Here is a 25414-nt window from a genome sequence, read left to right on the forward strand (position 1 = left end):
CGGGGGGGGGGGGGGGGGGGGGGGGGGGGGGGGGGCGCGCGGGGGGGGGGGGGGGGGGGGGCCGGGGGGGGGGGGGGGGGGCCCCGGGGGGGGGGGGGGCCCCCCCGCCCGCTTTTCGCTGTGCGCCTGCGCCGCTCGCCCGCAACGCCCTGCGGGCAACCGGCTGTTGGACCCGACAGGTCGGGCCGGTCGGCCCTGGGACGGACACCGGACACGCGGGAGATTGACGTCACGGCCCGGCGGAACACGTTCGTGGCCGAGCGCCGGGCACCGGGCCCGGCGTCACCAGGGAGGGAACCGACATGGCAATATCGCACCAGCACCGGCTGTCCTCGCGCCTGCACCTGCCGCGCCGCTTCGTCCCGGCGCCCCGGGTCACGGTCGACGAGTCCGCGCAGGACACCGCGACCGCCTCACCGGCCGTCGCTGCGGTCCGCACCACCGACATCGCCGTGGCCGGCCTGCGGGTCCTGCTGGGCTTCGTATTCCTGTGGGCGTTCCTCGACAAGACCTTCGGCCTCGGCTACGCCACCGCGAGCGGCAAGGGCTGGGTCGACGGCGGCTCCCCCACGAAGGGCTTCCTCTCCCACGTAGACGTCGGCCCGATGGCCGGCACCCTGCGCGGCTGGGCCGGCGAGCCCTGGGCCGACCGGCTGTTCATGCTCGGCCTGCTCGGCGTCGGCGTCGCGCTGGTCCTGGGCATCGGGCTGCGCCTGGCGGCCCTCTCCGGGACCGCCATGATGGCGCTGATGTGGATCGCCGAGTGGCCGCCCGCCAAGCACCTCGACAGCGGCAAGCCCACCGCCTCCACCAACCCCTTCGCCGACTACCACGTCGTCTACGCCATCTCGCTGATCGCCCTCGCCGCGATCGCCGTCGGCAGCCGACTCGGCCTCGGCGCACTGTGGGCCCGCCTGCCGATCGTCCGCGACCACCGCTGGCTGCTCTGATCGCCGCGCGACCCGGCCGGGCATCGCCCATGTGACGGGCCGGCGGAGTCTCGTGTGTCGGGTCATCCGGATCCGATCCCTACCGGCGGAAGCCGAAGCCATGCCAACATCGCCTTCGCGGCCCGAGGTCCTCGACTCCGCGCGCCCCGCCGAATCGGCCGATCCCGTGCGCGGCGAGCCGCCGGAGCCGATCCGGCGATGGCTCGCCCACGCGATCCCGGGCGCCGCACCGCCTCGACCTCGGTGGACATGCGCGCGCACGGACGCATCCGGGTCCGGCAACGGTGGTGTCCGTTCGTGGCCCGGCAGACGCTGACCCCGCCCACCGCATTCCGCTGGGACGCGCGCGTGCGCGGGCCGGGCGGGATCCGGATCAGCGGATTCGACCGCCTGGACGGGGACGGGGGTGCGATGTGCCGGCGGCTGTTCGGCGTGCTGCCCTTCATCGGGGCGTCCGGCACTGACATCACCCGCAGCATCGCGGGCCGCCTGGCCGGGGAGTACCTGATGATGCCCGCGTTCGCCCTGCGTCCGGAGGTGCGTTGGCAGGCCGTCGACGACACGCGGGCCGTCGCTCACCTGGTCGTCGCCGGGCATCCGCACGAGGTGGCCGTGACCGTGAACCCGTCCGGGGCCCTGGCCTCGGCTTCCCTGCCGCGGTGGGGCAACCCCGACGGCGGCCCCTGGCGCGAACACCGCTTCGCCGCGATCGTCGACGGCGAGGCCTCCCTGGGCGGACTCCTCCTGGCGACCGGCATTCACGCCGGGTGGGAGAGCACGGGCGCGTTCATCCACTACGACATCGACGCCGCCGACTTCCGATGACACGACTCGCGCACATGTCCGCCACAGCGTCGTGGCCCGATCGTGCGCCCCTCGGCGCACCCGTCGCTCCCCCGTGGGCGAACCCTCAGGCCTCCCGCGGGGCGACCACGAGGGTGGAGTCCGGGCCGAATCCCGCGGCGTGCGTCGGCTTGGGCCAGTCATACCGGGCGGGCAACGGTCACGGCCACGCTCACGGCGACGATTTCACTCGAACAGGCCACGAATTCCCGACTCCCGATGAGTCGATCGGCTGCCCGGCCCGTCGGGGCCGTCGATTCGGCGCTCAACACGGCAAAGGCGGCGACGGGCGTCCTTCCGTTTCCGGAGCCGACCAGCCGGTCATTACCCGAGGGCGCGCCCTATCGGCGACTGAACTTCGCCTCCACGCTTGCTTCGATCCCCGCGTCGACGATGAACGCAAGTCCACCGTGCGCCGAAAGGCCGAGCCTGACCGTGATGGATTCCGTCCGGAAACCGTGCGGCTGCTCCGCCGGCGTCGAACGGTGATGTGATCTGTGCGTGGATACGGCTGTAACTGCTTTGGAACTCATCCCAAGTGAGCGATGTGTCGTCGATCATCGCCTTGTGGCGGTGCGGGTCGCGACCATGTGCGTATGACGCCCACCAGCGCTCCGCGCGACTCTCGGCGGCGGCCACGTGTTCTTCGGTCCACAGATCGGGATCCGTCGGCGGCTGGGACAGGGGATCCACGACCGTATCGAGGCGCACGCGCTCGCCGACACGATGCTCGAGCCGGGTGACTTGGACGCGGCCGCCGCACATTTCCCGTTTCCGGTACGCGCTCTCAGCGTCCGAACCAAGCACCTTGGGCCCGGGGAGATGTGGGACCTCAGTGTCCGCGGTGATCACTGGGGTCTGGACGACCGAGACGACATCCTCAGTGTGGTCAACGTAGCCGAGTTGCAGCTCGCACCCGACGCCGTGGTCGTCGTCCGCGGCAATCCGCTGATCCTCGTGGTCCGACATCTGGTGTGCGCGACGCGCGAGTTCGCCGGAGTTCACCGCGTCGACCACGTATCAACCATCAGGCGCGCTTCGGATCACAGGTCCCGGTGGCAGCCCGACCGGGACCGAGGATCCCCCGCGTGTTACGCAACGCGGCCGAGTGGCAGCACCGTGTTCGCGGCCGAGGGTCCGCCCCGGAAATTCGATGGGGCGAACGGCCCTGTTCGATTCGGGCTGGTAGGAGCAGGGTCGAAAGCGGGGCTGTATCGGGCCGGCCCCGATGAAGGGAGCACTACATGTCCGCATTCCGGAACAAACCCTCGCGAGCGGCGGCATAGGGCATCTCGGCGCAGACCATCGTCCAGCCGCCCAGCGCGCCGATCCCCGACACGATCGCGGCCACCGCGACCGCGTCCCCGGCCCACGAGGCACCCGCCATGTGATCGGCCGCGTCGGTGAACGGCGCGGTGGAGGAGACGAGTTCGGCGTGCGGAACGGCGCCGAAGACGGCGAGCGTGCCGAGTAGGTAGACCGCCGCGCGGGCCAGGGTGCCGTGGACGGTGGCACGGGGCACGTTGCGGCCGGGCTCGCGAACCCGGCCGGCCGCGACCGAGACCGTCTCCAGGCCGATATGGCTGAACAGTGCGATGGCCGCGGCGGCGACATCGCAACGCCGGTGCGCCGCACGCTCGACGGCATCACGGACCGCGAGCGCGAGGTCTTGGCCCTGGTCGCGCGCGGGCTGTCCGACAGCGAGCTCGCCGCCCACCCGACCATCGGCATCGCCACCGCGAAGACGCACGTGGCGCGGCTGTTCACCAAGTTGGACGCGCGCGACCGCGTGCACCTGGTCATCCTCGCCTACGAGGCGGGACTCGGCCCGGCTTCCCGACCGGTGTCGGACGCACGCGGATAGCGTGGTCGCGGCAGGAACGCCCGGTGCACATACGACGGACCCCAGCGGTTGGGCATCCACAGACAGGACCGACTCGGCGGCCCGCTGCCCCGGCACCTCCGTGCCCGGGGTCCACGGTGCCGCGGCCGACCCGAGCGAGGGCGGGGCTCCCGGCCGCGTCGGCGTTCCGGGAGGACGGCGAGTCGGTACGCGTCATCGGAGTGCGGGCGGGTCGCCGTGCTGCGGGGTGGGCAGCCGAACGCGCACGGTGAGCCCGCCGCCGGGGCGGGCGTCGGCGGTGACTTCGCCGCGGTGTGTGGTGGTGATCGCTTCGACCACGGCGAGTCCGAGGCCGAACCCGGTGCCGCGTTCGCGGGCCTGGTGGAAGGGTGCGAACAGGGCGGGGACCTCTTCGGGGTCCAGGATCGGGCCGGTGTTGGTGACCTCCAGGTACGCGCTGTCCCCCACCAGGCCGGTGGTCATCGTCACCGTGCCGTCGCGGTGGTTGTGGCGCACGGCGTTGGCCAGCAGGTTGAGCGCGACCTGCCGCAGGAGGGCGGGGTCGCCCTCGACCGGCGCGGCAGCCGTCGTGTGCGTGACCCGGACACCGGCTTCACGGGCCTCGTCGGCCAGATCGTGCGCGGCGGCCCGGGCGGTGTCCGCCAGATCGACGGGACGCGCCTGGAGCGTGGCGCTCTCGCCGCGGGCCAGGGTCAGCAGTGCGGCGATCAGGCGTTCGGTGCGGGCGTTGGCGTCCAGCGCGCGTTGTACGGCGGGGCGCAGTTCGTCGGGGACGCGGCCCTGGGCGAGCGGGATCTCCAATGCGGTGCGTTGGATGGTGAGGGGGGTGCGCAGTTCGTGTGAGGCGTGGGCGGTGAAGCGTCGTTGCGCGGTGAAGCTTCGGTCGAGGCGGTCGAGCATGGCGTCGAAGGTGTCGCCGAGTTCGCGGATCTCGTCGTACGGGCCGTCCAGGGCCAGTCGTTCGTCCATGCTGCGGTCGGCGCTGATCCGGCGGGCGGTCGCGGTCACCTGGTGGAGGCGGGTCAGCGAGCGGCGGCTCGCCCACCAGGCGAGCAGTGCGGCGAGCGCGGTGAACGCGGCGAGCAGCAACGCGGAGCGGGTCAGCAGGTCGGTGAGGATGGTGTCCTGGAAGTTCCCGAAGCCTTGCGCGGGGGAGGTGGGGAGTGGTACCGACCCCTCCGAGGGCGTGCCGGGCAGGGCCGGTACGGGCGTGCCCGGTTGCACGGGCTGGGCGGGTTCGAGGGGTTTGGCGGACGTGACGAGGTCGCGGTTGGCGTGGATGAGCTGGCGTGCGCTGAGCCAGTTCAGTGCGAGCATTCCGCAGCCCAGGACCGCGAACACCGCCGTGGTGACCAGGGTCAGTCGGCCGCGCAGCGGCAGCCGGTCGGGGGCGAGGCGAGACCGGAGGTGGGACGGAGGACGCGATGCGCGGCCGGGTGGGTTCACAGCCGGTATCCGTAACCCGCGTCGTGCACGATCAGCGGTGGGTCGCCGAGCTTGCGGCGCAGCGCGTGCACCGTCACCCGGACGGCCGTGGTCGCCGGGTCGACGGCCGTGTCCCACAGGCGGTCGCGGAGTTCCTCGGTGGGGACCGGCGCGCCGTCGGCGAGCAGCAGCAGTTCCAGGACGCCCAGTTCCTTGGGGGTGAGGTTCAGTGGGCGGCCGTCGCGTTCGGCGGCGCGGCGCGCGGTGTCCAGGCTGACGCCGCGCCTGCCGATCACGACCGCGGCGCGGTTCCCGGCGGAGCGGCGTCCGAGTGCACGCAGCCGGGCGACGAGTTCGAGGTAGGAGAACGGCTTGGCCATGTAGTCGTCGGCGCCGTGCCCGAGACCTTCGACGAGGTCGGAGAGAGTGTCGGCGGCGGTGAGCATCAGGATCCTCGCCGGATGGCCGGTGGAGCCCAGCGCCCGGCACACCGCGTCGCCGCCCAGTGCGGGCAGGTCCCGGTCCAGGATCACCACGTCGTAGTCGGCGGCGGCCGTGCGTTGGAGCGCTTCGAGGCCGTCGTGGGCCACGTCGCAGACCATGCCCTCGCCGCGCAGCCCCTCGGCGAGCATGGCCGCCAGTTCCCGCTCGTCCTCGACGATCAGCACCCGCATGTGTCCCGCTCCGCTCGCTCGCACCGCCGCTGTGCCGCACGGGCACCGAAGACCAAGCCTGCCCGGCGTGGTGTTAGCCACCGGTTAGGCGCGCAGTCACAGCCGGCTAACCGCGGCCTCCGTAGAACTGTGCACGTCACCCCACGTTCACAAGGGAGATCGAACATGCGTACTTCCACCATGCGCCGCAGGTCGATACGAGTCGGGCTGGCCGCCGCCGCAGCGGGCACGATCCTGGCCGTCGCCGGCTGCTCCTCCGACGACTCGGCCCCCAAGGTCGCCGGGGACGAAGGGGCCGGCCAGGCCAAGCCGCAGGACGACAACGCGGTCCGCAAGGCGTGGGTCGACTGCATGCACAAGCAGGGCCAGACCAGCGTCACGCAGAACAAGGACGGCAACATCGGCCTCCCCGCCGCGAAGACCGACACCGGCCTGGAACCCGGCTACGAGACCGCGACCAAGCTGTGTGACGAGAAGGTCCCGGGCATCAAGCAGGCCAAGCAGGCCGACAACACCAAGTTCGTCGAGATGTCCCGCAAGTGGGTCGCGTGCGCCCGCAAGAACGGCTACACCGACATGCCCGACCCCGACCCCAAGACCGCCATCGTCACCATCCCGCGCGCCGTGTTCGACCCCACCAAGTGGGACGCGGCCTCGCGCGCCTGCGACGCGCAGTTCCCGATGGCCGGCTACTCGATCGGCGAATGACCATGACCCACACCGCCGAAACCCCCGCCCCCGCCTGCGACGAGAGCGGCCCCGGCCGCAAGAGGAAGCGCGCGAGGGTCGTCGTTCCGCTGCTGGTGGTCGCCGTGCTGGCCGGCGGCGGCGTCGTCGCGGTGGTCCGCCCCTGGGACCGCGACAGCGCAACGACGAAGCAGGCCGCCGTCCGGTACGACCTCGTCCCGGTGGAGCAAGGATCGTTGTCCACCAGCATCCAGCTCACCGGCTTGCTCGCGTTCGACACCCCCGCCCCCATCGTGGCCTCCGGCAAGGGCACCGTCACCGCCCTGCCCGCCGTCGGCGCCGTCGTCAAGACCGGCGGCAGGCTGTACGAGGTCGACGGGCAACCGGTGGTGCTGATGACCGGCGACCGCCCGATGTGGCGCGACCTGGGCCTCGACGTCCCCGACGGCTCCGACGTCGAGCAACTCGAGAAGAACCTGATCAAACTCGGCCACGCCAAGGGCCTGGACCTGTCCGCCGACCGAAAGTTCACCTCCGCCACCGCCGTCGCCGTCAAACGCTGGCAGAAGTCGCTGGGCGTCAAGGAGACCGGAACCGTCGCCCTGGGCAGCGTTGTCATGCTGGCGCAGGAGTCCGTGCGCGTACAGCAACTCGGCGCCAAACTCGGCTCGACCGTGGGCAGCGACTCGATCATGACCGTCACCCGCACCGACCTCGTCGTCACCGCGCAACCCGCCGACAACCAGGTCTCCCGGTTCAAACCCGACGGAAAGGTCCGCGTCAAACTGACCGACGGAACCGCCGTCGAGGGCCGCATCCGCTCCCTGGCCCGAGGCTCCACCGGTGGCGAGGACAAGTCGGGCGGCTCCGGAGACGGCCCGAACGGCAACAAGACCACCGTCACGATCGTGCTGGAGAACCAGGACAAGGCCCAGCAGGCGGGGCCTTCCCCGGTGACCGTCAACGTCGTCGGCGACACCGCCGACAACGCGCTCGTCGTCCCGGTCACCGCGCTCCTCGCCCTCGACGGCGGCGGCTACGGCATTCGCGTCGCCGACGGCCCCACCACCCGACTGGTCAAGGTCCGACTGGGCCTGATCGCCGACGCCAAGGCCCAGATCACCGGCGACGTGCAGCCCGGCGCACAGGTGGCGATCCCCAAATGACATCCACCCCACCGCAAACCCCCACCCCGGTCCTGGAACTCTCCGGCATCGTCAAGGAATACCCGGGCTCACCCCCGCTGCGCATCCTGCACGGCCTGGACCTGACCATCGAGGCCGGCGAACTCCTCGCCGTCGTCGGCCCGTCCGGCTCCGGCAAATCCACCCTGCTCGCGCTCCTGGGCTCCCTCGACCGCCCCACCTCGGGCCGACTGCGCTTCGAAGGCCGCGACGTGTCGAACCTGTCCGATGCCGAACTGGCCGCGCTACGCGCCCACCGCATCGGCTTCGTCTTCCAACAGTTCTTCCTCCTGTCCGGACTCACCACCGTCGAAAACGTCGCCACCGGGCTCCTGTACAGCGGCGCGGGATTGTCCGAACGGCGCGCGCGGGCCGCCGCGGCGCTGCGCTCCGTCGGACTCGGCCACCGCCTGGACCACCACCCCGACCAGCTCTCCGGCGGCGAGAAACAACGCGTCGCGATCGCCCGCGCACTCGTCGGCCGCCCCGCACTCCTGCTCGCGGACGAGCCCACCGGCGCACTCGACAGCGTCTCCGGCACCGCCGTCGTCGACCTGCTGCGCACCCTCAACGCCGACGGCACCACCGTCGTCGTCATCACCCACGACCGCGAACTCGCCGCCTCCTTCCCCCGCCGGATCGGCATCCACGACGGCCGCATCGACTTCGACGAACGCGCGCCCCAGCCCACCGGAGCCGGCCTGTGAGCACCACAACACGCCGCCGCACCCGACTACGCCCCACCGACCTGCTCCGCCTGGGCATGATCGGACCGCGCACCCGCAAGATGCGCTCCGCGCTGTCCGCACTCGGCATCGCGCTGGGCATCGCCGCCGTCGTCGCGGTCACCGGCATCTCCAACTCCAACCAACAGCACCTGCTGGAACGACTGGACCAACTCGGCTCCAACCTGATCACCGTCGCCCCCGGCAAAGGCTCGGACCAGAAACCGGTACCGCTGCCGCCCGCCGCCGAGAAGATGCTCGCCGCCATCGGCCCCGTGCAGCAGGTCACCGCGACCGGCGCCACCAAGGCCGACGTCTACCGCAACGACCTCGTCCCCGAGCAGCAGACCGGCAGCATCACGGTGCTGGCCGCCCGCCTGAACCTGCTCGACGTGCTGCGCGCCACCCTGAGCAGCGGGCACTGGCTCGACGCCGCGAGCGAGAACCTTCCGGTGACCGTCCTCGGCGACCAGACCGCACAGCGCCTCGGCGTGACCACGCCGGGCGAGCGGGTGTGGCTGGGCGGCCAGTGGTACAAGGTCGTCGGCATCCTCGCCCCCAACGAACTCGCCCCCGAACTGAGCACCACCGCCCTGGTCGGCTGGCCACAGGCGGTCGCCCACCTCGGCGCGGACGGCACCGCCGCCACCGTCTACCTGCGGTCGTACTCCGAACGCGTCCCGCAGGTACAGTCCGTGGCCGCGGCCAGCGCCAACCCCGGCAGCCCGAACATGGTCGCGGTCAGCCGCCCGTCCGACCTCCTCGCCGCCCGCGCCGAAACCGAGAACACCCTCACCGGGCTCGTCCTGGCCCTGGCCGGCGTGGCACTGCTGGTGGGCGGTGTCGGCATCGCCAACACCATGGTCGTGGGCGTGATGGAACGCCGCGGCGAGATCGGACTGCGCCGCGCCCTGGGTGCCCGCGGCGGCCAGATCGCCATGCAGTTCCTCCTGGAAGCCGTACTCATGGGCTTCCTCGGCGGAATGGGCGGACTGCTCCTCGGCGGCCTGGCCGTCTACGGGTACGCGCTCGTCCAAGGCTGGGCGGTGGCCATCCCGCTCTACACGCTCTTCGCCGGCCCCGCCGTGTCGGTGGTCGTGGCCGCGCTCGCCGGGATCTACCCCGCACTGCGCGCCGCGAAAGCCTCCCCCACGGACGCGCTGCGCTCGGCCTGACCGAGACCGGTCGCCCCGGGCGGCGTCTCGGCCACGAGCCGACGCGCCGACCGGGGCAACCGGCGTTTCCCGAGTACCGCGCTTCGGGGCGTTCGCGCGCGGGGGCGGTCAGCGTCGCGGGCGGTACACGGTCAGGCCGACCTCGACCGGTGAGCCGCCCGCCGCGGTGACGACGCGGACGAGAGCCAACTCGCGCGTCGTGCGCGAGCGGACGCAGAACGACCGTCCCGCCGACACGTCGCGCAAGGTGACGGTCCCGGTGGGGCGTCCGTCGAGGGCGGCCACGCACTCCTCCGGTGTCGGAGTCGGCGTTTCGGCGCGCAGCACGGCGGCGTCGCTGTCTGAGGTCCACAGTGGATTTCGGGTGTGGGCAGGGAAGTTCAGGTCACCGCGCACCTCCGGCGGGGTCTGTAGCGACAGGCCACGCCGCAGGGGCGGGACCGCCGTCCTCGGCCGGGTTGCCGCGCGGTGTGACGAGCAGGCGCAGGACGAGTTCGCGCGCGGTCGCGTCCACGCGTTGCACCGAGGCCCGCACGTCCACCCGGTCGGGCGCCGAACTCGACGCGCGGTGACGGGTGTCCAAGGCCATGCGTTCGCCGACCTGGAGCCAGACGCCCACCACGAGGACCACACCCCCAGTGCCAACGCGGCGGCCACCGCGGCCGCGAGGCGGCCTCGGCTCCAGACCGCGCACACGATCACCGGTTCGTAGCCCGCGACGGTCCGGGCGATCAGCGCGATGTCCCGCTGCACGCCGGCGAGCTGCCGGCCTCAGATCGACCGGCTCGCCGGCCACGACATCCAGGTCCGCACGTGTGGCACGTCGTCGGCGGGTACCCGCGGGCCGAGGTCGCCGGGCGCGGGCGACGTGCCGCCCGCGGCGGCGCCGAATCCCAGGGCACGCAGGATGCCGCTGCGGGCGGGACGGGAATCGGACATGGGAGACCTCCAACCGGTCGTGCTGCCACACGGATCGCGGCGTGCGTAGAGAGGGGGTGCGGGAGAACCGCTCGATGCCGGTGCCGGTGTCGAGTTCGAGTACGCGCGCGAAGCGGTCGAGGCTGCTCGGTCACCCGGCACTCACCGACGACCCAGCGGTACGTCCAGCGGGTGGTCCCGGTCGCCCGGTCGAGGCCCAGGATGCCGTCGCCCGCGCTCACCGTGATCGTGTCGCCGGCAGTGGCCGCGAGCCGGATGCCGTTCTGCGGTTTGCCGACGTTTCGGTGCCACAACAGTGTGCCCGTGGCGGTGTCGAGGGCTGCGATCTCCTCGCAGGCGACCGGGTCGCTGTGCGGTTTCCCGTATCCGATGACACCGACGCCGCCGCTGGTCGCCGTGCCACCCGCGGAAGCGCTGCACGGGACCAGGTTCTCGACGGGGGCGGGCACCTCCCAACGCTGGGCGCCGGAGTGGAGGTCGTAGCGCACCCCGGACACGTCGATCCGCACGAGGACGTCCGCGGTGAGCCAGAGGCCGACCACGTCGACGTCCAGATCGCGGTCGCCGGGCATCGCGGACCAGGTCCGGTGCCGCTCACCCTCGACGACCAGAGGAGGCAGCGGGTCTCCGCCGAACGCCGCGCCCGGCCGCAGCGCCGCGGACCGACCGGCGGGCGCGGCGGTGCCGGCGCCGTCGCGCGCCTCCTTGGCGCCCTTGCCGACGTCCTCACCGTCAACGCCCAACGCGCTGGCATGGTCGACCTCCGGGATTAATCGCGGTGCGGGGTGCTGGTTAGGTTGGCGGGCATGATCGATCCGATGTCCGTATTCCGAACGTTGCTGGATGTCGGCCGCGATGGCGGCGGGTGGGAACCCGTCACGGAAGGCGAGTCCGAGGCCAGTGTCTTTCGTTCTCATGATGGGTCGCGATACGCCAAGTGCGTCGCTGCCGACCACGTGGCCTCATTGGAGGCGGAGCGGGACCGTGTCGTCTGGCTCAGCACGCAGGGTGTGCCTGGTCCACGCGTACTCGACTGGCGCGTCAGCGCCAATGGTGCCGCCTTGTTGACAAGCACGGTCACAGGAGTCCCCGCCGATCGTGTTTCGGCTTCGATGCTCCAGGCGGCCTGGAAGCCGATCGCGGATGCCGTGCGTCGGTTGCACGATCTTCCTCCGCAGCAGTGCCCATTCACTCGCGGCCTTGCTCAGATGTTCGCCACTGCGCGCGACGTCGTCGCGCGAGGTGCGGTCAACCCGGATTTCCTCCCGCAAGATCAGCAGCAAACGTCTCCCGACGAGCTGCTTGCGCGACTTGCCCCGCAAGTTGAATGCCGTCTCGCGCAGGAAGCCGCAGAAATTGTGGTCTGCCACGGGGATCTGTGCCTGCCCAACATCATCCTCGACCCGGAAAGCATGACCGTGGCGGGCTTCATCGATCTCGGCCGCCTCGGACGGGCCGACCCCTACGCCGACATCGCCCTTCTTCTCGCCACTGCCCGCGAAATGTGGACCGACGACCAACAGTCGAACTCAGCGGACGAGACGTTCGCCAACCGCTACGACATCGTCCTCGATCGTGGCCGAGAGGACTTCTATCTGCACCTCGATCCCCTCACCTGGGGATAAGCCGTTGACCGATGCCGCCGAATGGCGACGACACGGATGACAACCACCAGGTTCCCTGCCGCTCGGAGGGCGCCACATTGCGACAGGCGCAGCCCGGCCCTTCTGCACCGCGCCTGTCAGGGACACGGGACAAGAGGGCCTGGGACGACCAAAGCTATCGGTTCACACCCGCATCTTTACCGCAGACACTCCGCCCCGCCCTCAGCACATCCCGATGTCACCCGATAGAGGTGGCTCCGATTCTCGTTGCCGATCATGGAACTGCGTCGTTGTCCATCCCCTTCACGGACAGAGCAACGTGGCTTCCGTTTCCGTTGCCCGAGTGGCTCCCGCTCACCCTGTCAAAAACAGCCCGACCCTGTGGCAGATCCGCCTGCGCAACGACAACGGCGGACACGGCCTCCACGAGCTGGGCACCGCGAGTTGCTCCGCACCCGGCTCGCTGTGAGTGGGGAACGGCTCAGCGGTCCCCCGCTCACAGCACGTTATTCCCCGGATCGCCCGGGCTGTTCACCGTGCTCGACCCGGACTCAGTCCCCGTCGTACCCTCCGCTGACCTCGACGAGATCGGGGCGTTCCCCATCTGCGCCGCGCTGTCGACCGCGGCCGCCGTCGCCATGGTCAAGGCCGTGCGGCTCCACCGCCGCAGCCGCTGATGAAAGAACCGCAGGATTTCGTCGAACGCCGCGTGTCTCCCATCGTGTGCGCGCCGAAATCTCGATGGTGCCTACTGTCGCCCCCGGCACCTGACGGCCTCGGGCGGTGTCCCCTGTCAGCATGGCAACTCCTGGTCGCGGTCTGCGGGTATCTGCGATCCCGCAGCTTCCACAGGCTGGTGCTGGGAACGGGCCCGACCGCGACCACCTGCACGGCGCCGCCATCGTGGGCGTGCGCCCGCTGCCGTGGACGGCACACGCGTGGATCCTCACCCCCGAAGGCGAATTGGGCATCACCGTCGAGAACGCCGAACGCCCGTGGCTGCCCCTCCTGTTCACCCCTGCTCGAAAAGCATCGAACCAGGAGGATCGTCTTCGCTCGTTCGAGTTAATGAATGGCGGCCCGCCCCGGCGGGCCGCTGCCATGAACGAGTGACCGCTACCGGCGCCCCCACGCGCCCGTCCGCCGCTCCCCCACGCATGCAACTCGTCGCCGGACGCCACGACCAGGCCGTGGCGGACCTCACCGGCCGACAACTCGCCACGCGCCTGCCCCGCTTGGTGAACACCACGTTCCGCCTCGCCTGGACGGCGGACCCCGGAGCGCTGACCGCTCTCCTGCTGTGCCAACTCGGCGCGGCGCTGTGCGCGGCGTTCGGCCTCGCCGCCACCGCCGGCGCCCCGACCGGACTCCTGGCGACCACCCCGACCGCCGATCGGCTGCGCGAGGCCGCGCCCGGACTCCTGGTCCTGGTCGCGGCATTGGTCGTGCGGTCCCTCCTCGTTTCCGGGGTGCTCGCCGTCCAGGCCCGGCTCGCGCCGCGGCTGGGTCGGATCGCCGAGGTCCGCGTCATCGCCGCCGCCACGTCGGTGGAGGCGGTCGCCTACGAGAACCCGGGATTCGAGGACGCGTTGGACGCCGCCGACACCGGCGCGGCCAACGTGCGCAACCTTCTGGCGGACACCGTCGACCTGACCGCCGCCGCCCTCACCCTCGCCGCGACCGCCGGCGTACTGGGCCTCCTGCACCCGGTCCTGGTGCCTTTGCTGGTGACGGCCGCCGCGCCGCGAGGGTGGGCGGCGATACGCACCGCGCGGATCACCCACACCGCGGCGCACGCCACCCGCTCCGACACCAGACTGCGCAACACCCTGCGGTCCTACATCACCGCCCGCACCACCGCCCCCCGAGGTCCGCACCGCCACGATGCGCCCGTTCCTGATCGGCCAGTACGAACAGGTCGCCGAACGCCTCGAACACCAGGCCGTACGACTGGCGGTCGCGTCACTACGCGTACGCATGACCGGAGACGCGCTCGCCGCACTCCTGACCGGGAGCACCTGGGCAACACTGGTGTGGCCGGCCGCGTCGGGCCGGGTCTCCCTCGCCGCGGCCGGGACGGCCGTGGTCGGCATCCGCGCCGCCTCGACGGCCGTGGACGTCATCGTCCGCGCCGCGGCGAAGGTCTTCCACACCGGGCTGTACGTCGACGACTGGCAGGCGTTCCTGGTCGACGCCGAACAATGGCGCACCACCCGAGGAACCACCGAACTTCCCCTCGCGGGGCCCACCGCGGTGCGGGCCGAGGCGCGCGCCCTGCGCTCGCTGCGCCGGCTCCTGGACGTGCTCGCGGCGGGACCGGCGTAGCGAGGCGGGGCCGGGTCAGGGGCCGTGTCGGATGCGGTCCGGGTCCGCGTCGAGGACGGCGAGGTCCGGGTGGTCCCGCAGTCGCTGCTCGCGCGCCCGGTCCCCGAGGTCGGCCTCGTGCGCGGCCCGCACGACGCCCGGGGCGACCGGGGTGACCAGACGTAGACCGCCGGCGCCCGAGCCGGTGTTACCCGAGGCCCTGTCGACGGGTAACGAATCCGTTACCCGCGCAGGTCGGCGGTGGGTCCAGGCGTTACCCGAGCAGCAGAACGGGGCCGGGCGTCGCGGCGTCCTCGCAGGGCCGTCTCGAACGCGGCGTCGGGGTCGTCGCGGGTGCGGGGGTTGCGGCGGGGCGGGTCGGCCATCGCGTACGGCCAGGCGATGGTGTCGTCCTCGTGACGGCCGAAGAGGGCGGTGGCGCGGGAGTTCAGGTCCACAGCGGCAGTGGTCACGGCTGGGTCTTCCGTTCGCGTGAGGGTCCGACGGGTGGGCCCGAGGCAGAGGTCACTCGAACGGGGGACCCGTGAACCGTCGACCCGCGGGCAGACACATCCCGAGGCGCGGTTCCGGGTCCTCGGGGAAGGAAGGCCCGGACCGCGCCCATCCGTGACGCCGACGCCCGGTGAACGAGGACCGGGAACAGCGGATGCGGGCATTGCGACGATCGGTCGCCACGCACCCGTTTCCGGGCCGGTGGCGGGGCGATGGGTACATGTACTGCGCGGAGCGGGTCCACCGGCCGATCGTGGTCGACCGGGTCCGAAGGATCGTCGCCGAGTACAACGCACGTGACGTTGAGGCAGCTCTGGTATCGGGCGATCTCCGAGGGGTTGGTGCCGAACACGCCGTCGATGTACCGCCGGCTGTCCTCCCGCCTTGCGCAGGCCCGGCGCGAGGGGCGCTTCCCCGACCTGGTCGACACCCTGCGCGAGGTCCACGTCCCACCGGCCTGGACCGACGACGCGGCGTTCCTGGAGCAGGCGCCGGACCGGTTCCGGCCGGACCGCGCTCGCGGCCGGGAGGTCGCGGTGTACGTCGCGGCGAAGAAGGACTCCCTGCGGGGGATGTTCAGTTCCTGGTTGGCCGATAACGAGAGAGGAGTTGCGCGGATTCCTCGCCGAATGGCCCGACATCCCGTGACGTTCGGCGCGTTGCCTGCGCGGCGGCCCCTGACGCCCCGCTCCGGGCGTTACCCGGACAGCGCAGTCCCGATACGAGACGGCGCGAAACGGCGCCGCCCCAAGTTCGGGGGCGGCGCCGCGCAGTCGAAGGTCGGTGAGCGTGGCCGCCTCACGGCGGAAGGCACACCGTGGCTCCGGCCGAACCGGTATTCCACGGAGGCAATGGTTGGGCCCGGGGGCACACCCTCACCGACACCGGATCACAACCGGCGCCGTCTCGGGTTCATTCCCCGCCGCCGAGCCGCGCCTGCGGTCCCGGTCGCGACGGACTCGACCGGGGGGTGGGCGGGGCGGTCGCCGCGCGGCCCCACCCCCGCGTGGGCCGCACGGCAACAGGCCGCGTGATCGTTTCCCGGGTTCGGGTAGGCGCCGACTCAGTGCTCGGAGTGCTGGGCCTGGTACGTGTCGGCGATGTCGAAGTACTCGTCGCAGGCGCCGCATTGCGCGTGCCCGAAGATGTGTGTGATGCCGAGAGCCAAGGCTTCCTGCTCGTCGCGGGCGGCGACGTCGTACAGGCGTTTGCCAAGGCCCTCGAGATCCTGCGGTCGTGTCGGTCGGAGCGGGCGTCGGTCCTCGTCGCCCAGGTCCCAGTCGCGACAGGCGGAGTAGTAGCCGTACTCGCCGATGGCGATGGTGACTTCCGCTTCGCAGTGCGGACAGGCGACCATGAGGAATGCGTCGGACAGTTCGTCGATGGCTTCGCTCCATATCGCCGAACCCTCGAGGGCGAGCATGGTGCGGAAGACGTATGTGTAGTCGGGGGTCTCCGGGCGTCGTTTCAGACGTTCGTCGGCCAGGCGGCGAAAACCCGAGATCTCCGTGGCGTGGTCGTCGAAGACCGCGTCTGCCCGGCCCTGCTCGATCGCCCCCTGCGCGATGGCGCCCGCCAGGAGCAACGCTTCACGACTGTCGTGCGCATCCGATGTCGAGGCCAGGGCGAGGAGGCGGGGGTAACAAGTCCCGGCCGTCGCGCCGTGGTTCCAGCACCTGATCCGGACAATGCCGGCGCAGGGAGCCCACCTCGTAGGCTGTTTCGTTTGCCCCGCGCACCCGCGCAGCGCGCACCGTGCGCCGTGCGCCGCCATCCCGATGGACGCCCGTACTTGGCTTCGGCAGAGGCGGGCGTTTTTCGTTGCCCGTCCCTGGCGAGCGGAGCAGGTGACTCGGCCCCACTCAGCCGTGGTTGCTCGCCTCGACGCTCGCGCGCAGTCGGCTGAGCGCGTCCGCGTACTCCGCGGGCGAGGCGGAACGGAAGGTGACGGGTCGTGTTCCGCCGTCGGCTTGCGCGAACTCGACGGTCAGGGTGCCGGCGGCGATGCGACCCGCCCTGAGGTGTTGGTCCTCCACCTCGAAGACGATCGCGTCTCCATTCGTGCGTCCGCCCAGCGGGTAGTCCTTGGTGACGACGCTCGCGTTCGGGGCGGTTCCGACCACGTAGGACTCCAGGCCGGTTCCCGAGATGGCTCCGGGTACGGTCGTCTGCCACTGGAGGTACGCGACGGTGTCCGGTGCCGTGAACAGATAGCCGGACGTCGCCGCGATCACCGGCGTGCGCGATGCGGATGGTGTGGTCGTCGATTTGGAATCGTCGGAGGAACAAGCGGCCGACAGGCCCACGACCAGTACCAGGACGACACGAGCGCAACGAAGCATACGGACAGCATCGACCGACCGGCCGGACCCGGCTACTGCACACATCCGAACGGGTGCCCGGGTGTCACGGGGGTCGGGCGGAGGCTTCGGGCAAGACCTGGAGGGCCCTCCTCGGGCGTGTTCGAGGGAACACTCGGGTGCGACCGAGGAAGCGCGACCCACGAAAACCGTGTGCCATGTGCGGTCGTGCAGGGAAAGAACCGCCCCATGGCGGATATGCGAGCGTTCCGGGACGCCCGCCGGGGACCAGGACGCGGGCGAACTCGCGCAGCATCGCGTCCGGGCCGGCGGCGCGGCCGAGGACGTCCACACGCACGATGCCGTCGGCAACGACGTCGGGCAGCCGGTGTCCTCCAGTTCCGCGACGCGGAAGACGGCCCGGCCGGCGCCGGCGCCGAGGAAGACGTGGCGAGGTGTGCCGGCCCGGGCCACGGCGACCGGTGAACAGTCGAAGCCGTCCAGGCGCAGGGCGAGGGCGCGGGCGAGCCACAGGCCGATGCCGCCGGTGCCGCAGCCGGCGTCCATCAGGAGCCGGCCCGGGCGCATCCGCAGGCGCGCGGCCGTCGGCCCGAGCAGGGGCATGTCGCACGAGCCGGAGGCGGCGACGTCGGTCGGGTGGTCCTCCCCCATCGCCCGCGCGTACAGGCGGGTGACCAGATCGGTGCGGGCCCGGGCGGCGTGGAAGGCGTCGTACCGGGCGCGTAGCCGGTTGCCGGGGACGGGGGAAGGTGCGGCCGTGGTGGGGGCGTGATTCATCGGGGCATCGACCTCCTGATCCGTGAGCGGGTGCCGGGGCAGACGACGTGGACGGCATGGACCGGGCCGGTCGCGTCCGAAAGGTCCAGGGCCACCGGTTCGTGTCCGGTGACGTGGTCCAGGCACCGCGCGACGTCGGCGGCCTGCGCGGCGAAGCCGCCGCCGGTCGTCGGGGCGAAGCGGGCGGCCGTTTCGGGCCACGGGCCGGGTCTGTGGTCTGTGCCGGGTGTGCGGGTGGGGTCAAGCCGTTTCGCGACCGTCGCGCAACGCTGCCGGGGAGCGCGTGGGGCGATGTCGCTGCCCTTGATCACCTTGGCGAACTCCGCGTCGAATTATTCCTTGCCCACCTTCTCCGCAAGCGTGGTCAGGTACTTCACCTGCGCGTCGGTGGCCGGCTCCGTCCTCGCCTTCGCAGCACGCTCGCTCCGCAGGGCGTAAATCCGCTCGTTCTCCGCCTTGCGGGCCTCCTCCGCCTCCGGACTGCGTCGTCCCGCCTCGGCGACCACCCCACCTTGCCGCGCACCCACCCACGCCGGCTACGCGGACCGCACCCGTTCCAGATGCGTCCGTACCCTCGCAGTAAGCGGGTGCCCCGGGCTCAACACCCGTTCGCAGTCGGCCAGGGCGCGTTCGAACATCGGGACCGCCCGCGCCAGATCACCCGCCGACTCGTACACGTACGCAAGGTTGCTGCGGGCGGTCAGGGTGTCGGGGTGGTCGCCGCCCAGCACCCGTTTGCGGTCGGCCAGCGCGCGTTCGTACAGCTCGATCGCCCGCGCCAGATCACCCGCCGACTCGTACACGTACGCAAGGTTGCTGCGGACAGTCAGGGTGTCGGGGTGGGCGCCGCCCAGCACCCGCTCGCAATCGGCCAGCGCGCGTTCGAACAACGGGACCGCCCGCACCAGATCACCCGCCGACACGTACACGCCCGCGAGGTTGTTGCGGACGGTCAGGGTGTCGGGGTGGTCGCCGCCCAGCACCCGCTCGCAATCGGCCAGCGCGCGTTCGAACATCGGGACCGCCCGCACCAGATCACCCGCCGACTCGTACACGTACGCAAGGTTGCTGCGGGCGGTCAGGGTGTCGGGGTGGTCGTCGCCCAGCACCCGTTTGCGGTCGGCCAGCGCGCGTTCGTACAGCTCGATCGCCCGCGCCAGATCACCCGCCGACTCGTACGCGCCCGCGAGGTTGTTGCGGACAGTCAGGGTGTCGGGGTGGGCGCCGCCCAGCACCCGCTCGCAATCGGCCAGCGCGCGTTCGAACATCGGGACCGCCCGCGCCAGATCACCCGCCGACACGTACACGTACGCAAGGTTGCTGCGGGAGCCCAGGGTGTCGGGGTGGTCGCCGCCCAGCACCCGCTCGCGGTCGGCCAGCGCGCGTTCGTACAGCTCGATCGCCCGCCCCAGATCACCCGCCGACTCGTACACGTACGCAAGGTTGCTGCGGGCGGTCAGGGTGTCGGGGTGGTCGCCGCCCAGCACCCGCTCGCAATCGGCCAGGGTGCGTTCGTACAACGGGACCGCCCGCGCCAGATCACCCGCCGACTCGTACGCGCCCGCGAGGTTGTTGCGGACGGTCAGGGTGTCGGGGTGGTCGTCGCCGAGTATCCCCTCATGGGTGGTGTGGGCGCGTTCGAGGGCGGGGACGGCGAGGGCGAGTGCGCCGTGTTCCCAGCGGTAGGCGGCGGCGCGGGTGAGGACATGGGCGGTGTGGGGGGTGTCGTGGTCGGGTGTGTGGTGGCCGGTGAGGGCGTCGGCGTGGGGGAGCAGGGTGTGGCATCGGGCCCAGGTGTCGGGGTGTCGTACGTCGGTGGGGAAGGCGGCGGCGAGGAGGGTGGTGGCGCGGTCGCGGGCGTGGTCGATGTGTTCGGGCAGGCGGTGGGGGTCGGCCGGGTCCGGGGTGCGGGCGAGGTGTTGGACGAGGCGGTGGACGGACAGGGTGGTGTCCCGGTTGTCGGTGAGCATGCTGTACGCGACGAGTTCGCCGATCGCGGTGGCCACTTCGGGTGGTGTGGCCAGGGGGTCGAGGAGGTCGCGGGGGATGGCGTCGGGGGCGTACCAGGCCAGGATCCGCAGGATGTCCCCGGCCAGGGGGGTGTCGGCGAGGTGGTCCAGGGTCAGGCGCCATACCCGGGCCACCGCGCGTTCCGGCGTGCCTCGCTCGGCGGTGGCCAGTACCGTTCCCGGCCAGCGGGCGAGCATGTCCGGGTAGGCGGTGGGTGTGGTGCCGGTCCGCGCGCAGAACGCGGCGGCCTGTTCCACCGCCAGTGCGAGATGCCCCAGTTCCGCGCACACCGCTTCCGCGCCCCGGGTGTCTCGGGGTGTGTCGTGGGTGAGGATCCGGGTGAACAGGTCCAGCGACTCGGACGGTTGCAGGGTGTCCAGGCGCAGGGTGGTGGCGTCGCGGTGCCAGTCGGTGGCGCGGCGGGTGGTGATCAGTACCCGTCCTCCGGGGATCCGGTCGAGCAGGGGGCGGACGTGGGCGGGGTCCTCGACGTTGTCCAGGACCAGCAGCCATCCGTCGTGCTCGGCGAGCCATCGGGTTGCCCGCGCGACCTGTGCGGGGGTGGGTAGTTCCGCGAGTCCGGGGTGCAGGGTGCGGGCCAGGGCGGCCAGGCCCGCATCGACGGCGGCGGCCCCGTCGGCGGAGCTGGTGGTGTCGGCGACGATCCACCATCGCACGCGTTCCGGGCGTCGCGCGGCCCAGCGGGCCGCCAGCGCCGACTTGCCGACGCCGCCCAGGCCGTGGATCGCGTGCACCACCACCTCGCCGGGAGCGGCGAACGCCTCGTCCAGCGCGGCCAGTTCGTGGTCGCGGCCGACGAACAGTCCTGTACGGGGGATGTTGCCGACGCCCGGGCCGGGCGCGTCGGCCGGGATCGGGGCGTACGCCTGCGGGGGCAGCGCGCGCTCGGCGAACACCGCCACCGAGCCCACCACGTCCCGCCCGGCCGCGATCGACCCCTGCCCGGCGGACACCTCCCGGCCCGGTGCGGGCGGGGACGAAGCCGGGGCGGACGCCTTCGGGGTGGACGGTTTCGGAGCGCGTCGCCACCAGGGGTGTCGATCGTTCACGGGCCGCAGTGCGCGCTCGAGCCGTCGACGTCGCCGCCGGCCGCGATCGACCCGCCCCTCGCGTGAATCCCCGAAGCGCCCGCCGCAGCGCCCGGGGCGGCGGACGTGTTTGGCGCGGTGTCGTGGGCCCGGGTGTTCCCGACGTTCCCGCGGGCCGCGACCGACCCACCCTCTGCGCGCACACCTTCCGGGGCGGGGGGCGGGTTCGCCGTCCGCAGCTGCCACAGCGCGACGCCCAGAGCGGCGAGCCCGACCACCGCACCGACCACCCCGGCGACCTGATCCAACCGCTCCAGGTCCGCCGCAGACACCCACACCACCAACCCGACCGCCACCCCGACACCGACACCGGCGCCGGCGCCGACGCCGACCGGAGCCCACCACGCCTTCGCCCACCCCGTCATCCGACCATCGTCCACCCCACACCGCGATCACGCCCCCGGAACCGATCGAATCGGCGAACACCCACGAAGGCGACCGTGCCGACCTGGCCACCAGGCCGCCGTGCGTGCGCCGACGAGATCGGGATGAGGGCCCGTACGCGGCCTCGGCCACCTCAGCCCCAACGCCTTCGAGGCACAAGAAACACACAAGACCGATACCGTGACACTCGCGGCATGAAAACCGGTGTCCATGATCCAGGGGCAACCTCAGTAGGGAACCGCGTGCAGCGGGTAGTAGAGGCGCTCGTCCGCCCAACACGTGATCACCGTGACGACGGCCGCAGTCGATCTTCCCGACCTATCCCAGGTACTGCTTGCCGACGTGCGCGGTCGCCGAGCCGTCCTTGCGGTCGCCGGAATCGTCGATCACCAACACCCCGCCCGCGTGCGGTGCGGTCGCCGGATCCGCGAGCAAAAGCTCCACGCGGCGGGCGTTGATCCGCTCGTGGTCCCAGGTCGACTCCGACGGGAAGAACCGGAGCCGCTGCACCGCGAGATGCCGTGCACCGGCCACGGGTTCCGTACCTGCCAGGCAGGTCAGCGTCTTGTTGCGGTCTCTCGGCAGCAACAGCCCGGCCAGGTACTCGCGGAACCCACGTCGCTGTGCCAACGTCGAGAACAGGTCGTCGAACCGCGCGGCATAGACCTCCAGCGGCCCCGGTGCGGGCGGACAGGGCACACGCCATCCCTCTCGTCTCCCGTTCATCGGGGCCGGCCGGCTGCCAGACTGGGGCGGTGACTACGGCGAAATCGGCGGCATCGCAGGGGCTTCCGGCGTCGAGGCTGGGCAGGAAGTTCACGCTGCTGTGGTCGGCCTCATCGGTCTCCGCCGTGGGTGACGGCATGCGGGACGCGGCCCTGCCCTTGTTGGCCGCCGCGGTGTCGTCGTCACCGAGCGCCGTGGCGTTGGTGACGGTGGCCGGAACGCTGCCCTGGCTGGTGATGTCCTTGGTGGGGGGTGTCCTGGCCGACCGATTCGACCGGCGGCGCCTGATGTGGCAGGTCGACCTGGTGCGGGCCGTGGTGGTCCTGGGCTTCGCCGCGTGGGTGCTGGTCGCGAGCCCGCCGTTGGTGGTGCCGGCCCTGCTGGCCTTCGTGCTCGGATGCGGCGAGACGGTCTTCGTCAACGCGTCCACGTCCGCCCTGCCGGATGTGGTGCGGCCCGAGCAACTCGAGGCCGCCAACGGTCGTCTGGAGGGCGGTCTCATCGTCGGCGGACACTTCGTCGGCCCGCTGCTGGGCTCCGCCCTGTTCGTCGTCGGCGCGGGGTACCCGTTCGCCGTGGACGGCGTCTCCTTCGTCCTGGCCGCCGCGCTGGTGGCCGCGTTGGGTCGGTCGAGCGCGAGCACGCCGTCACCTCGTCGCCCGGTGGCGGCGGACATCCGCGAGGGCGTTCGCTGGACCTGGACGCACCGCGGGATCCGGCTGCTGGCCATCGTGGCCGCGGTGGCGTCGATGGCCTTCTATCTGGCGGTCACCATGCTGGTGCTGCTGTTGACGAAGACCCTGGGGGCGTCGCCCGTGGCGTACGGCATGGTGTTGGCCTCGGGTGCCGTCGGCGGAGCGTTGGCCGGCGTCACCTCGGGCCGGCTGCGCAACCGCCTCGGCCTGACGGCCAGAATCGGTCTGTCCTTCTTCCTGATGGGAGCCTCACTGCTGGGTCTGGGGGTCGGCTCCTCCGTGGCCTTGGCGGCCGTCCTGTACGCCTTGGCCAGTTTCGGTGTGGTGACCTGGAACGTGCAGGTGGTCTCCCTCAGGCAACGGGTCGTACCGCGTCGGCTTCTCGGTCGGGTCAACAGCTGCTACCTGTTGCTGAGCCGTCTGGGGATCTTGGTCGGCGCCGGGCTCAGCGGCTGGCTCGGTTCCGCGTTCTCCGTGCGCACCCCCGCCATTCTCGGCGGTGTCGTCCTGCTCGCGTCCCTCGTCGTGGTCCCCAGGTTGGCGAGTCTCGAGGCGGTTCGAAGCCGACCCGCCGGACTCGACGGCGCAGCCGATCCGGATCCGGATCCGGTCGACGATCCGACGCTCCCCCGGTGACCGGGCACCGCTTTCCGCAAGGCCGGGCGCGACTCCCACCGCGCCCGTCCCGTCCGCGGTCACCGAACGACCGCGTACGCCTGTTGCCCACGCGGACTCGCCGCCGCCAGCACGCCGCCGTGCGAGTCCGGGCCCGTGGCACACACCTTGCCCAGGGTCATCGGCGCGACCGCCTGCACCTCGTGGCCGCGCCGGCGAAGCTCGGTCAGGACGGCCGGATCGAACCCGTCCTGCTCCACGACCGCAGCCAGCGGCCGCGCCCGACGGGGCGTGAACGAGCTCGGTACGTGATCGGTGTGGAAGGTCGCCGCTTCCACCGCCTGCTGGGGGCTCATGCCGAAGTCGACGTGGTTGACGAAGAAGTTCAGGGTCCACTGGTCCTGTTGGTCGCCCCCGGGCGTACCGAAGGCCAGGTAGGGCGCGCCGTCCCGGAGCGCCAAGGTCGGACTGAGCGTCGTACGGGGCCGTTTGCCGGGAGCGACGGAGTTGTTGTGCCCCTCGTCCAACCAGGCCATCTGGCCTCGGGTGCCCAGCGGAAATCCGAGACCGGGGACCACCGGGGAGCTCTTGAGCCACCCGCCACTGGGGGTGGCGACCACCATGTTGCCGTCGCGATCGGTCGCACTCACGCAGCACGTGTCGCCCTTCGCCGCCGTCCGCTGCAGGACGGTCGGGATGCCGTCGGCCAACTGCCGCAGCCAGTCCGGGTCGCCGGAGGAGGCGGACACGTCCAGTACCGGGGGAATCCACGGTTTCCGACCGTCGGGGGAGCCGGGGCGCAGGACATCGGACGCCTCGGATCCGATCAGGGTCCGGCGGGCCGCCGCGTAGACGGGGTCGAGGAGGCCGGCCAGCGGCACGTCGGCGTGCTCCGGGTCGCCGTACCACGCCTCCCGGTCCGCGAAGGCCAACTTGGCGGACTCGATCACGGTGTGCACGTGGTCCGCGCTCCCGAAGCCCATCGCGTTGATGTCGAAGCCCTCCAGCAGGGCCAGTTGCTGGAGGAAGACCGGGCCTTGGGACCAGGGACCCGCCTTGTGCACGCTGTGACCGCGGTAGTCGAGGGCCACGGTGGCCTCGACGGGTACCCGCCAGCCGGCCAGGTCGTCACCGGTGAGCAAGCCGCCGTTGTGCCGGCCGGTGGAGTCGATCGGCTCCTCGGTCGCCATGAACCGGTCGACGGCCTCGGCGACGAATCCCTCGTAGAAGGCCGAGATCGCGGCGTCCGCCTGTGCCTCGCGCGTTCGTCCGCCCGCCGTGGCCTCGGCGAGGATGCGGCGATACGTCCGGGCCAGCGCCGGATTGCGCATCCGGGCGCCGGGCGCGGGAGCCGCACCGTGGTGCAGATAGGTACGGCCGGACTCGGTCCACTCGTCGCGGAAGAGCGACGCCATCACCTCGATCATCGCGGCGGTTTTGGGCAGCAGCGGATAGCCGTCCTCGGCGTAGCCGATCGCGGGCTCCAGCACGTCCTGTACCGTCAGCCGGCCGAAGTCGCGCAGCAGGCGCATCCAGGCGCCGAAGGCCCCGGGCACGGTGGCCGCCAGCAGTCCGGAGCCGGGTATCACCGCCAGCCCGCGCCGGCGAAACGCCTCGGGCGTCGCCTGCCGCGGCATCGGACCCTGTCCGCAGACGATCCGGGTGGACCCGGTCGCCGCGTCGTAGACCATGATCGGGACGTCTCCGCCGGGGCCGTTGAGATGCGGCTCCACCACCTGGATGACCAGGGCCGCGGCGGTGGCGGCGTCGAACGCGTTCCCGCCGCGGTCGAACATCGCCATGCCCGCCGCCGAAGCGAGCCAGTGCGTGGAGGAGACCGCGCACGCGGTGCCGTGCAGTTCCGGACGATGCAGCACGAGACGTCCTTCC

At 71.8% G+C, this 25414-nt stretch carries 26 protein-coding genes and 2 pseudogenes; 12 read left to right on the plus strand and 16 right to left on the minus strand.

The genetic code is table 11. The features are described 5' to 3' along the window. The first annotated feature begins 302 nt into the window (after positions 1 to 302). Both ACH4U8_RS41745 and ACH4U8_RS41750 read left to right on the plus strand, forming a co-directional pair. Entirely contained in the window at positions 303 to 950 is a 648-nt protein-coding gene (locus ACH4U8_RS41745) for a hypothetical protein (protein ID WP_395783514.1), read from the plus strand. Between the two features lie 198 nt (positions 951 to 1148). After that, positions 1149 to 1775 (plus strand): DUF6544 family protein, encoded by a 627-nt coding sequence (locus ACH4U8_RS41750; protein WP_395783516.1) that lies wholly within the window; start codon positions 1149 to 1151, stop codon positions 1773 to 1775. 342 nt (positions 1776 to 2117) lie between these two features. Here the strand turns inward: ACH4U8_RS41750 and ACH4U8_RS41755 are convergent, their stop codons facing one another. After that, positions 2118 to 2810 carry a hypothetical protein gene (locus tag ACH4U8_RS41755; RefSeq protein ID WP_395783518.1) on the minus strand — a complete coding sequence of 231 codons (693 nt, stop codon included), beginning with the start codon at positions 2808 to 2810 and terminating at the stop codon, positions 2118 to 2120. Positions 2811 to 3051: 241 nt separating this feature from the next. Next, positions 3052 to 3402: pseudogene (locus tag ACH4U8_RS41760) on the minus strand (amino acid permease); the annotation flags it as partial. Between ACH4U8_RS41760 and ACH4U8_RS41765 the strand changes: the two are divergent. Next, positions 3373 to 3657, plus strand: a complete 285-nt coding sequence (locus tag ACH4U8_RS41765) for a response regulator transcription factor (protein ID WP_395783520.1) — start codon at positions 3373 to 3375, stop codon at positions 3655 to 3657. The pseudogene ACH4U8_RS41760 and the gene ACH4U8_RS41765 overlap by 30 nt on opposite strands. Before the next feature lie 192 nt (positions 3658 to 3849). Here the strand turns inward: ACH4U8_RS41765 and ACH4U8_RS41770 are convergent, their stop codons facing one another. After that, a complete protein-coding gene (locus ACH4U8_RS41770) occupies positions 3850 to 5103 on the minus strand; it encodes a sensor histidine kinase (RefSeq protein ID WP_395783522.1) in 1254 nt (417 codons plus the stop codon). Next, entirely contained in the window at positions 5100 to 5756 is a 657-nt protein-coding gene (locus ACH4U8_RS41775; RefSeq protein WP_379988289.1) for a response regulator transcription factor, read from the minus strand. The genes ACH4U8_RS41770 and ACH4U8_RS41775 overlap by 4 nt, the downstream gene beginning before the upstream one ends. A 165-nt stretch (positions 5757 to 5921) precedes the next feature. Between ACH4U8_RS41775 and ACH4U8_RS41780 the strand changes: the two genes are divergently transcribed. Genes ACH4U8_RS41780 through ACH4U8_RS41795 form a run of 4 tightly spaced genes read left to right on the plus strand, consistent with a single transcriptional unit; the run spans position 5922 to position 9527 of the window. Next, positions 5922 to 6464 carry a hypothetical protein gene (locus ACH4U8_RS41780; protein WP_360323735.1) on the plus strand — a complete coding sequence of 181 codons (543 nt, stop codon included), beginning with the start codon at positions 5922 to 5924 and terminating at the stop codon, positions 6462 to 6464. Continuing rightward, positions 6461 to 7609: a peptidoglycan-binding protein gene (locus ACH4U8_RS41785; RefSeq protein WP_395783524.1), complete on the plus strand. Its 1149-nt coding sequence runs from the start codon at positions 6461 to 6463 to the stop codon at positions 7607 to 7609. The genes ACH4U8_RS41780 and ACH4U8_RS41785 overlap by 4 nt, the downstream gene beginning before the upstream one ends. Continuing rightward, positions 7606 to 8334, plus strand: a complete 729-nt coding sequence (locus ACH4U8_RS41790; protein WP_395783526.1) for an ABC transporter ATP-binding protein — start codon at positions 7606 to 7608, stop codon at positions 8332 to 8334. Before ACH4U8_RS41785 ends, ACH4U8_RS41790 begins: the two co-directional genes overlap by 4 nt. After that, positions 8331 to 9527 carry an ABC transporter permease gene (locus tag ACH4U8_RS41795; protein ID WP_360323739.1) on the plus strand — a complete coding sequence of 399 codons (1197 nt, stop codon included), beginning with the start codon at positions 8331 to 8333 and terminating at the stop codon, positions 9525 to 9527. Before ACH4U8_RS41790 ends, ACH4U8_RS41795 begins: the two co-directional genes overlap by 4 nt. A 108-nt stretch (positions 9528 to 9635) precedes the next feature. On the opposite strand, the gene ACH4U8_RS41800 is transcribed toward ACH4U8_RS41795, so the two are convergent. The 4 genes and pseudogenes from ACH4U8_RS41800 to ACH4U8_RS41815 all read right to left on the minus strand — a co-directional run. Continuing rightward, positions 9636 to 9812: a hypothetical protein gene (locus tag ACH4U8_RS41800; RefSeq protein WP_395783528.1), complete on the minus strand. Its 177-nt coding sequence runs from the start codon at positions 9810 to 9812 to the stop codon at positions 9636 to 9638. Positions 9813 to 9912: 100 nt separating this feature from the next. Further along, the gene (locus tag ACH4U8_RS41805) at positions 9913 to 10158 is read right to left on the minus strand and encodes a DUF4436 family protein (RefSeq protein WP_395783530.1); all 246 of its coding nucleotides are present in this window, start codon (positions 10156 to 10158) and stop codon (positions 9913 to 9915) included. 140 nt (positions 10159 to 10298) lie between these two features. Continuing rightward, a complete protein-coding gene (locus ACH4U8_RS41810) occupies positions 10299 to 10466 on the minus strand; it encodes a hypothetical protein (RefSeq protein WP_395783643.1) in 168 nt (55 codons plus the stop codon). 179 nt (positions 10467 to 10645) lie between these two features. Then, positions 10646 to 11383, minus strand: a pseudogene (locus ACH4U8_RS41815) (hypothetical protein); the annotation flags it as partial. Between ACH4U8_RS41815 and ACH4U8_RS41820 the strand changes: the two are divergent. The 4 genes from ACH4U8_RS41820 (at position 11273) to ACH4U8_RS41835 (ending at position 14560) form a co-directional block, all read left to right on the plus strand. Next, positions 11273 to 12091 carry an APH(3'') family aminoglycoside O-phosphotransferase gene (locus ACH4U8_RS41820; RefSeq protein ID WP_395783532.1) on the plus strand — a complete coding sequence of 273 codons (819 nt, stop codon included), beginning with the start codon at positions 11273 to 11275 and terminating at the stop codon, positions 12089 to 12091. The pseudogene ACH4U8_RS41815 and the gene ACH4U8_RS41820 sit on opposite strands and share 111 nt — an antisense overlap. A 777-nt stretch (positions 12092 to 12868) precedes the next feature. Then, positions 12869 to 13183: a hypothetical protein gene (locus ACH4U8_RS41825; protein WP_395783534.1), complete on the plus strand. Its 315-nt coding sequence runs from the start codon at positions 12869 to 12871 to the stop codon at positions 13181 to 13183. 771 nt (positions 13184 to 13954) lie between these two features. Next, positions 13955 to 14395 carry a hypothetical protein gene (locus tag ACH4U8_RS41830; protein ID WP_395783536.1) on the plus strand — a complete coding sequence of 147 codons (441 nt, stop codon included), beginning with the start codon at positions 13955 to 13957 and terminating at the stop codon, positions 14393 to 14395. A gap of 24 nt (positions 14396 to 14419) precedes the next feature. Next, positions 14420 to 14560 carry a hypothetical protein gene (locus tag ACH4U8_RS41835; protein WP_395783538.1) on the plus strand — a complete coding sequence of 47 codons (141 nt, stop codon included), beginning with the start codon at positions 14420 to 14422 and terminating at the stop codon, positions 14558 to 14560. A gap of 56 nt (positions 14561 to 14616) precedes the next feature. On the opposite strand, the gene ACH4U8_RS41840 is transcribed toward ACH4U8_RS41835, so the two are convergent. The 7 genes from ACH4U8_RS41840 to ACH4U8_RS41870 all read right to left on the minus strand — a co-directional run bounded on the left by ACH4U8_RS41840 (position 14617) and on the right by ACH4U8_RS41870 (position 22187). Further along, entirely contained in the window at positions 14617 to 14847 is a 231-nt protein-coding gene (locus ACH4U8_RS41840) for a hypothetical protein (RefSeq protein ID WP_395783540.1), read from the minus strand. A 1103-nt stretch (positions 14848 to 15950) separates the two neighbouring features. After that, the gene (locus ACH4U8_RS41845; protein WP_395783542.1) at positions 15951 to 16472 is read right to left on the minus strand and encodes a hypothetical protein; all 522 of its coding nucleotides are present in this window, start codon (positions 16470 to 16472) and stop codon (positions 15951 to 15953) included. Positions 16473 to 16749: 277 nt separating this feature from the next. Continuing rightward, positions 16750 to 17985, minus strand: a complete 1236-nt coding sequence (locus ACH4U8_RS41850; protein WP_395783544.1) for an SAM-dependent methyltransferase — start codon at positions 17983 to 17985, stop codon at positions 16750 to 16752. A gap of 332 nt (positions 17986 to 18317) precedes the next feature. Further along, a complete protein-coding gene (locus ACH4U8_RS41855; protein WP_360323761.1) occupies positions 18318 to 18512 on the minus strand; it encodes a hypothetical protein in 195 nt (64 codons plus the stop codon). Between the two features lie 9 nt (positions 18513 to 18521). Then, entirely contained in the window at positions 18522 to 20969 is a 2448-nt protein-coding gene (locus ACH4U8_RS41860; RefSeq protein WP_395783546.1) for a tetratricopeptide repeat protein, read from the minus strand. Between the two features lie 92 nt (positions 20970 to 21061). Next, positions 21062 to 21469: a hypothetical protein gene (locus tag ACH4U8_RS41865; protein WP_395783548.1), complete on the minus strand. Its 408-nt coding sequence runs from the start codon at positions 21467 to 21469 to the stop codon at positions 21062 to 21064. A gap of 337 nt (positions 21470 to 21806) precedes the next feature. Then, entirely contained in the window at positions 21807 to 22187 is a 381-nt protein-coding gene (locus tag ACH4U8_RS41870; RefSeq protein WP_395783550.1) for a transposase, read from the minus strand. A 56-nt stretch (positions 22188 to 22243) separates the two neighbouring features. Between ACH4U8_RS41870 and ACH4U8_RS41875 the strand changes: the two genes are divergently transcribed. Next, positions 22244 to 23545, plus strand: a complete 1302-nt coding sequence (locus tag ACH4U8_RS41875) for an MFS transporter (protein WP_395783552.1) — start codon at positions 22244 to 22246, stop codon at positions 23543 to 23545. A gap of 59 nt (positions 23546 to 23604) precedes the next feature. On the opposite strand, the gene ACH4U8_RS41880 is transcribed toward ACH4U8_RS41875, so the two are convergent. Then, the gene (locus tag ACH4U8_RS41880; RefSeq protein WP_395783554.1) at positions 23605 to 25401 is read right to left on the minus strand and encodes a gamma-glutamyltransferase family protein; all 1797 of its coding nucleotides are present in this window, start codon (positions 25399 to 25401) and stop codon (positions 23605 to 23607) included. Positions 25402 to 25414: the final 13 nt, after the last annotated feature.

Origin of the sequence: Embleya sp. NPDC020886, assembly GCF_044333915.1 — a bacterium.
In the GTDB taxonomy this organism is placed as follows: Bacteria; Actinomycetota; Actinomycetes; order Streptomycetales; family Streptomycetaceae; genus Embleya.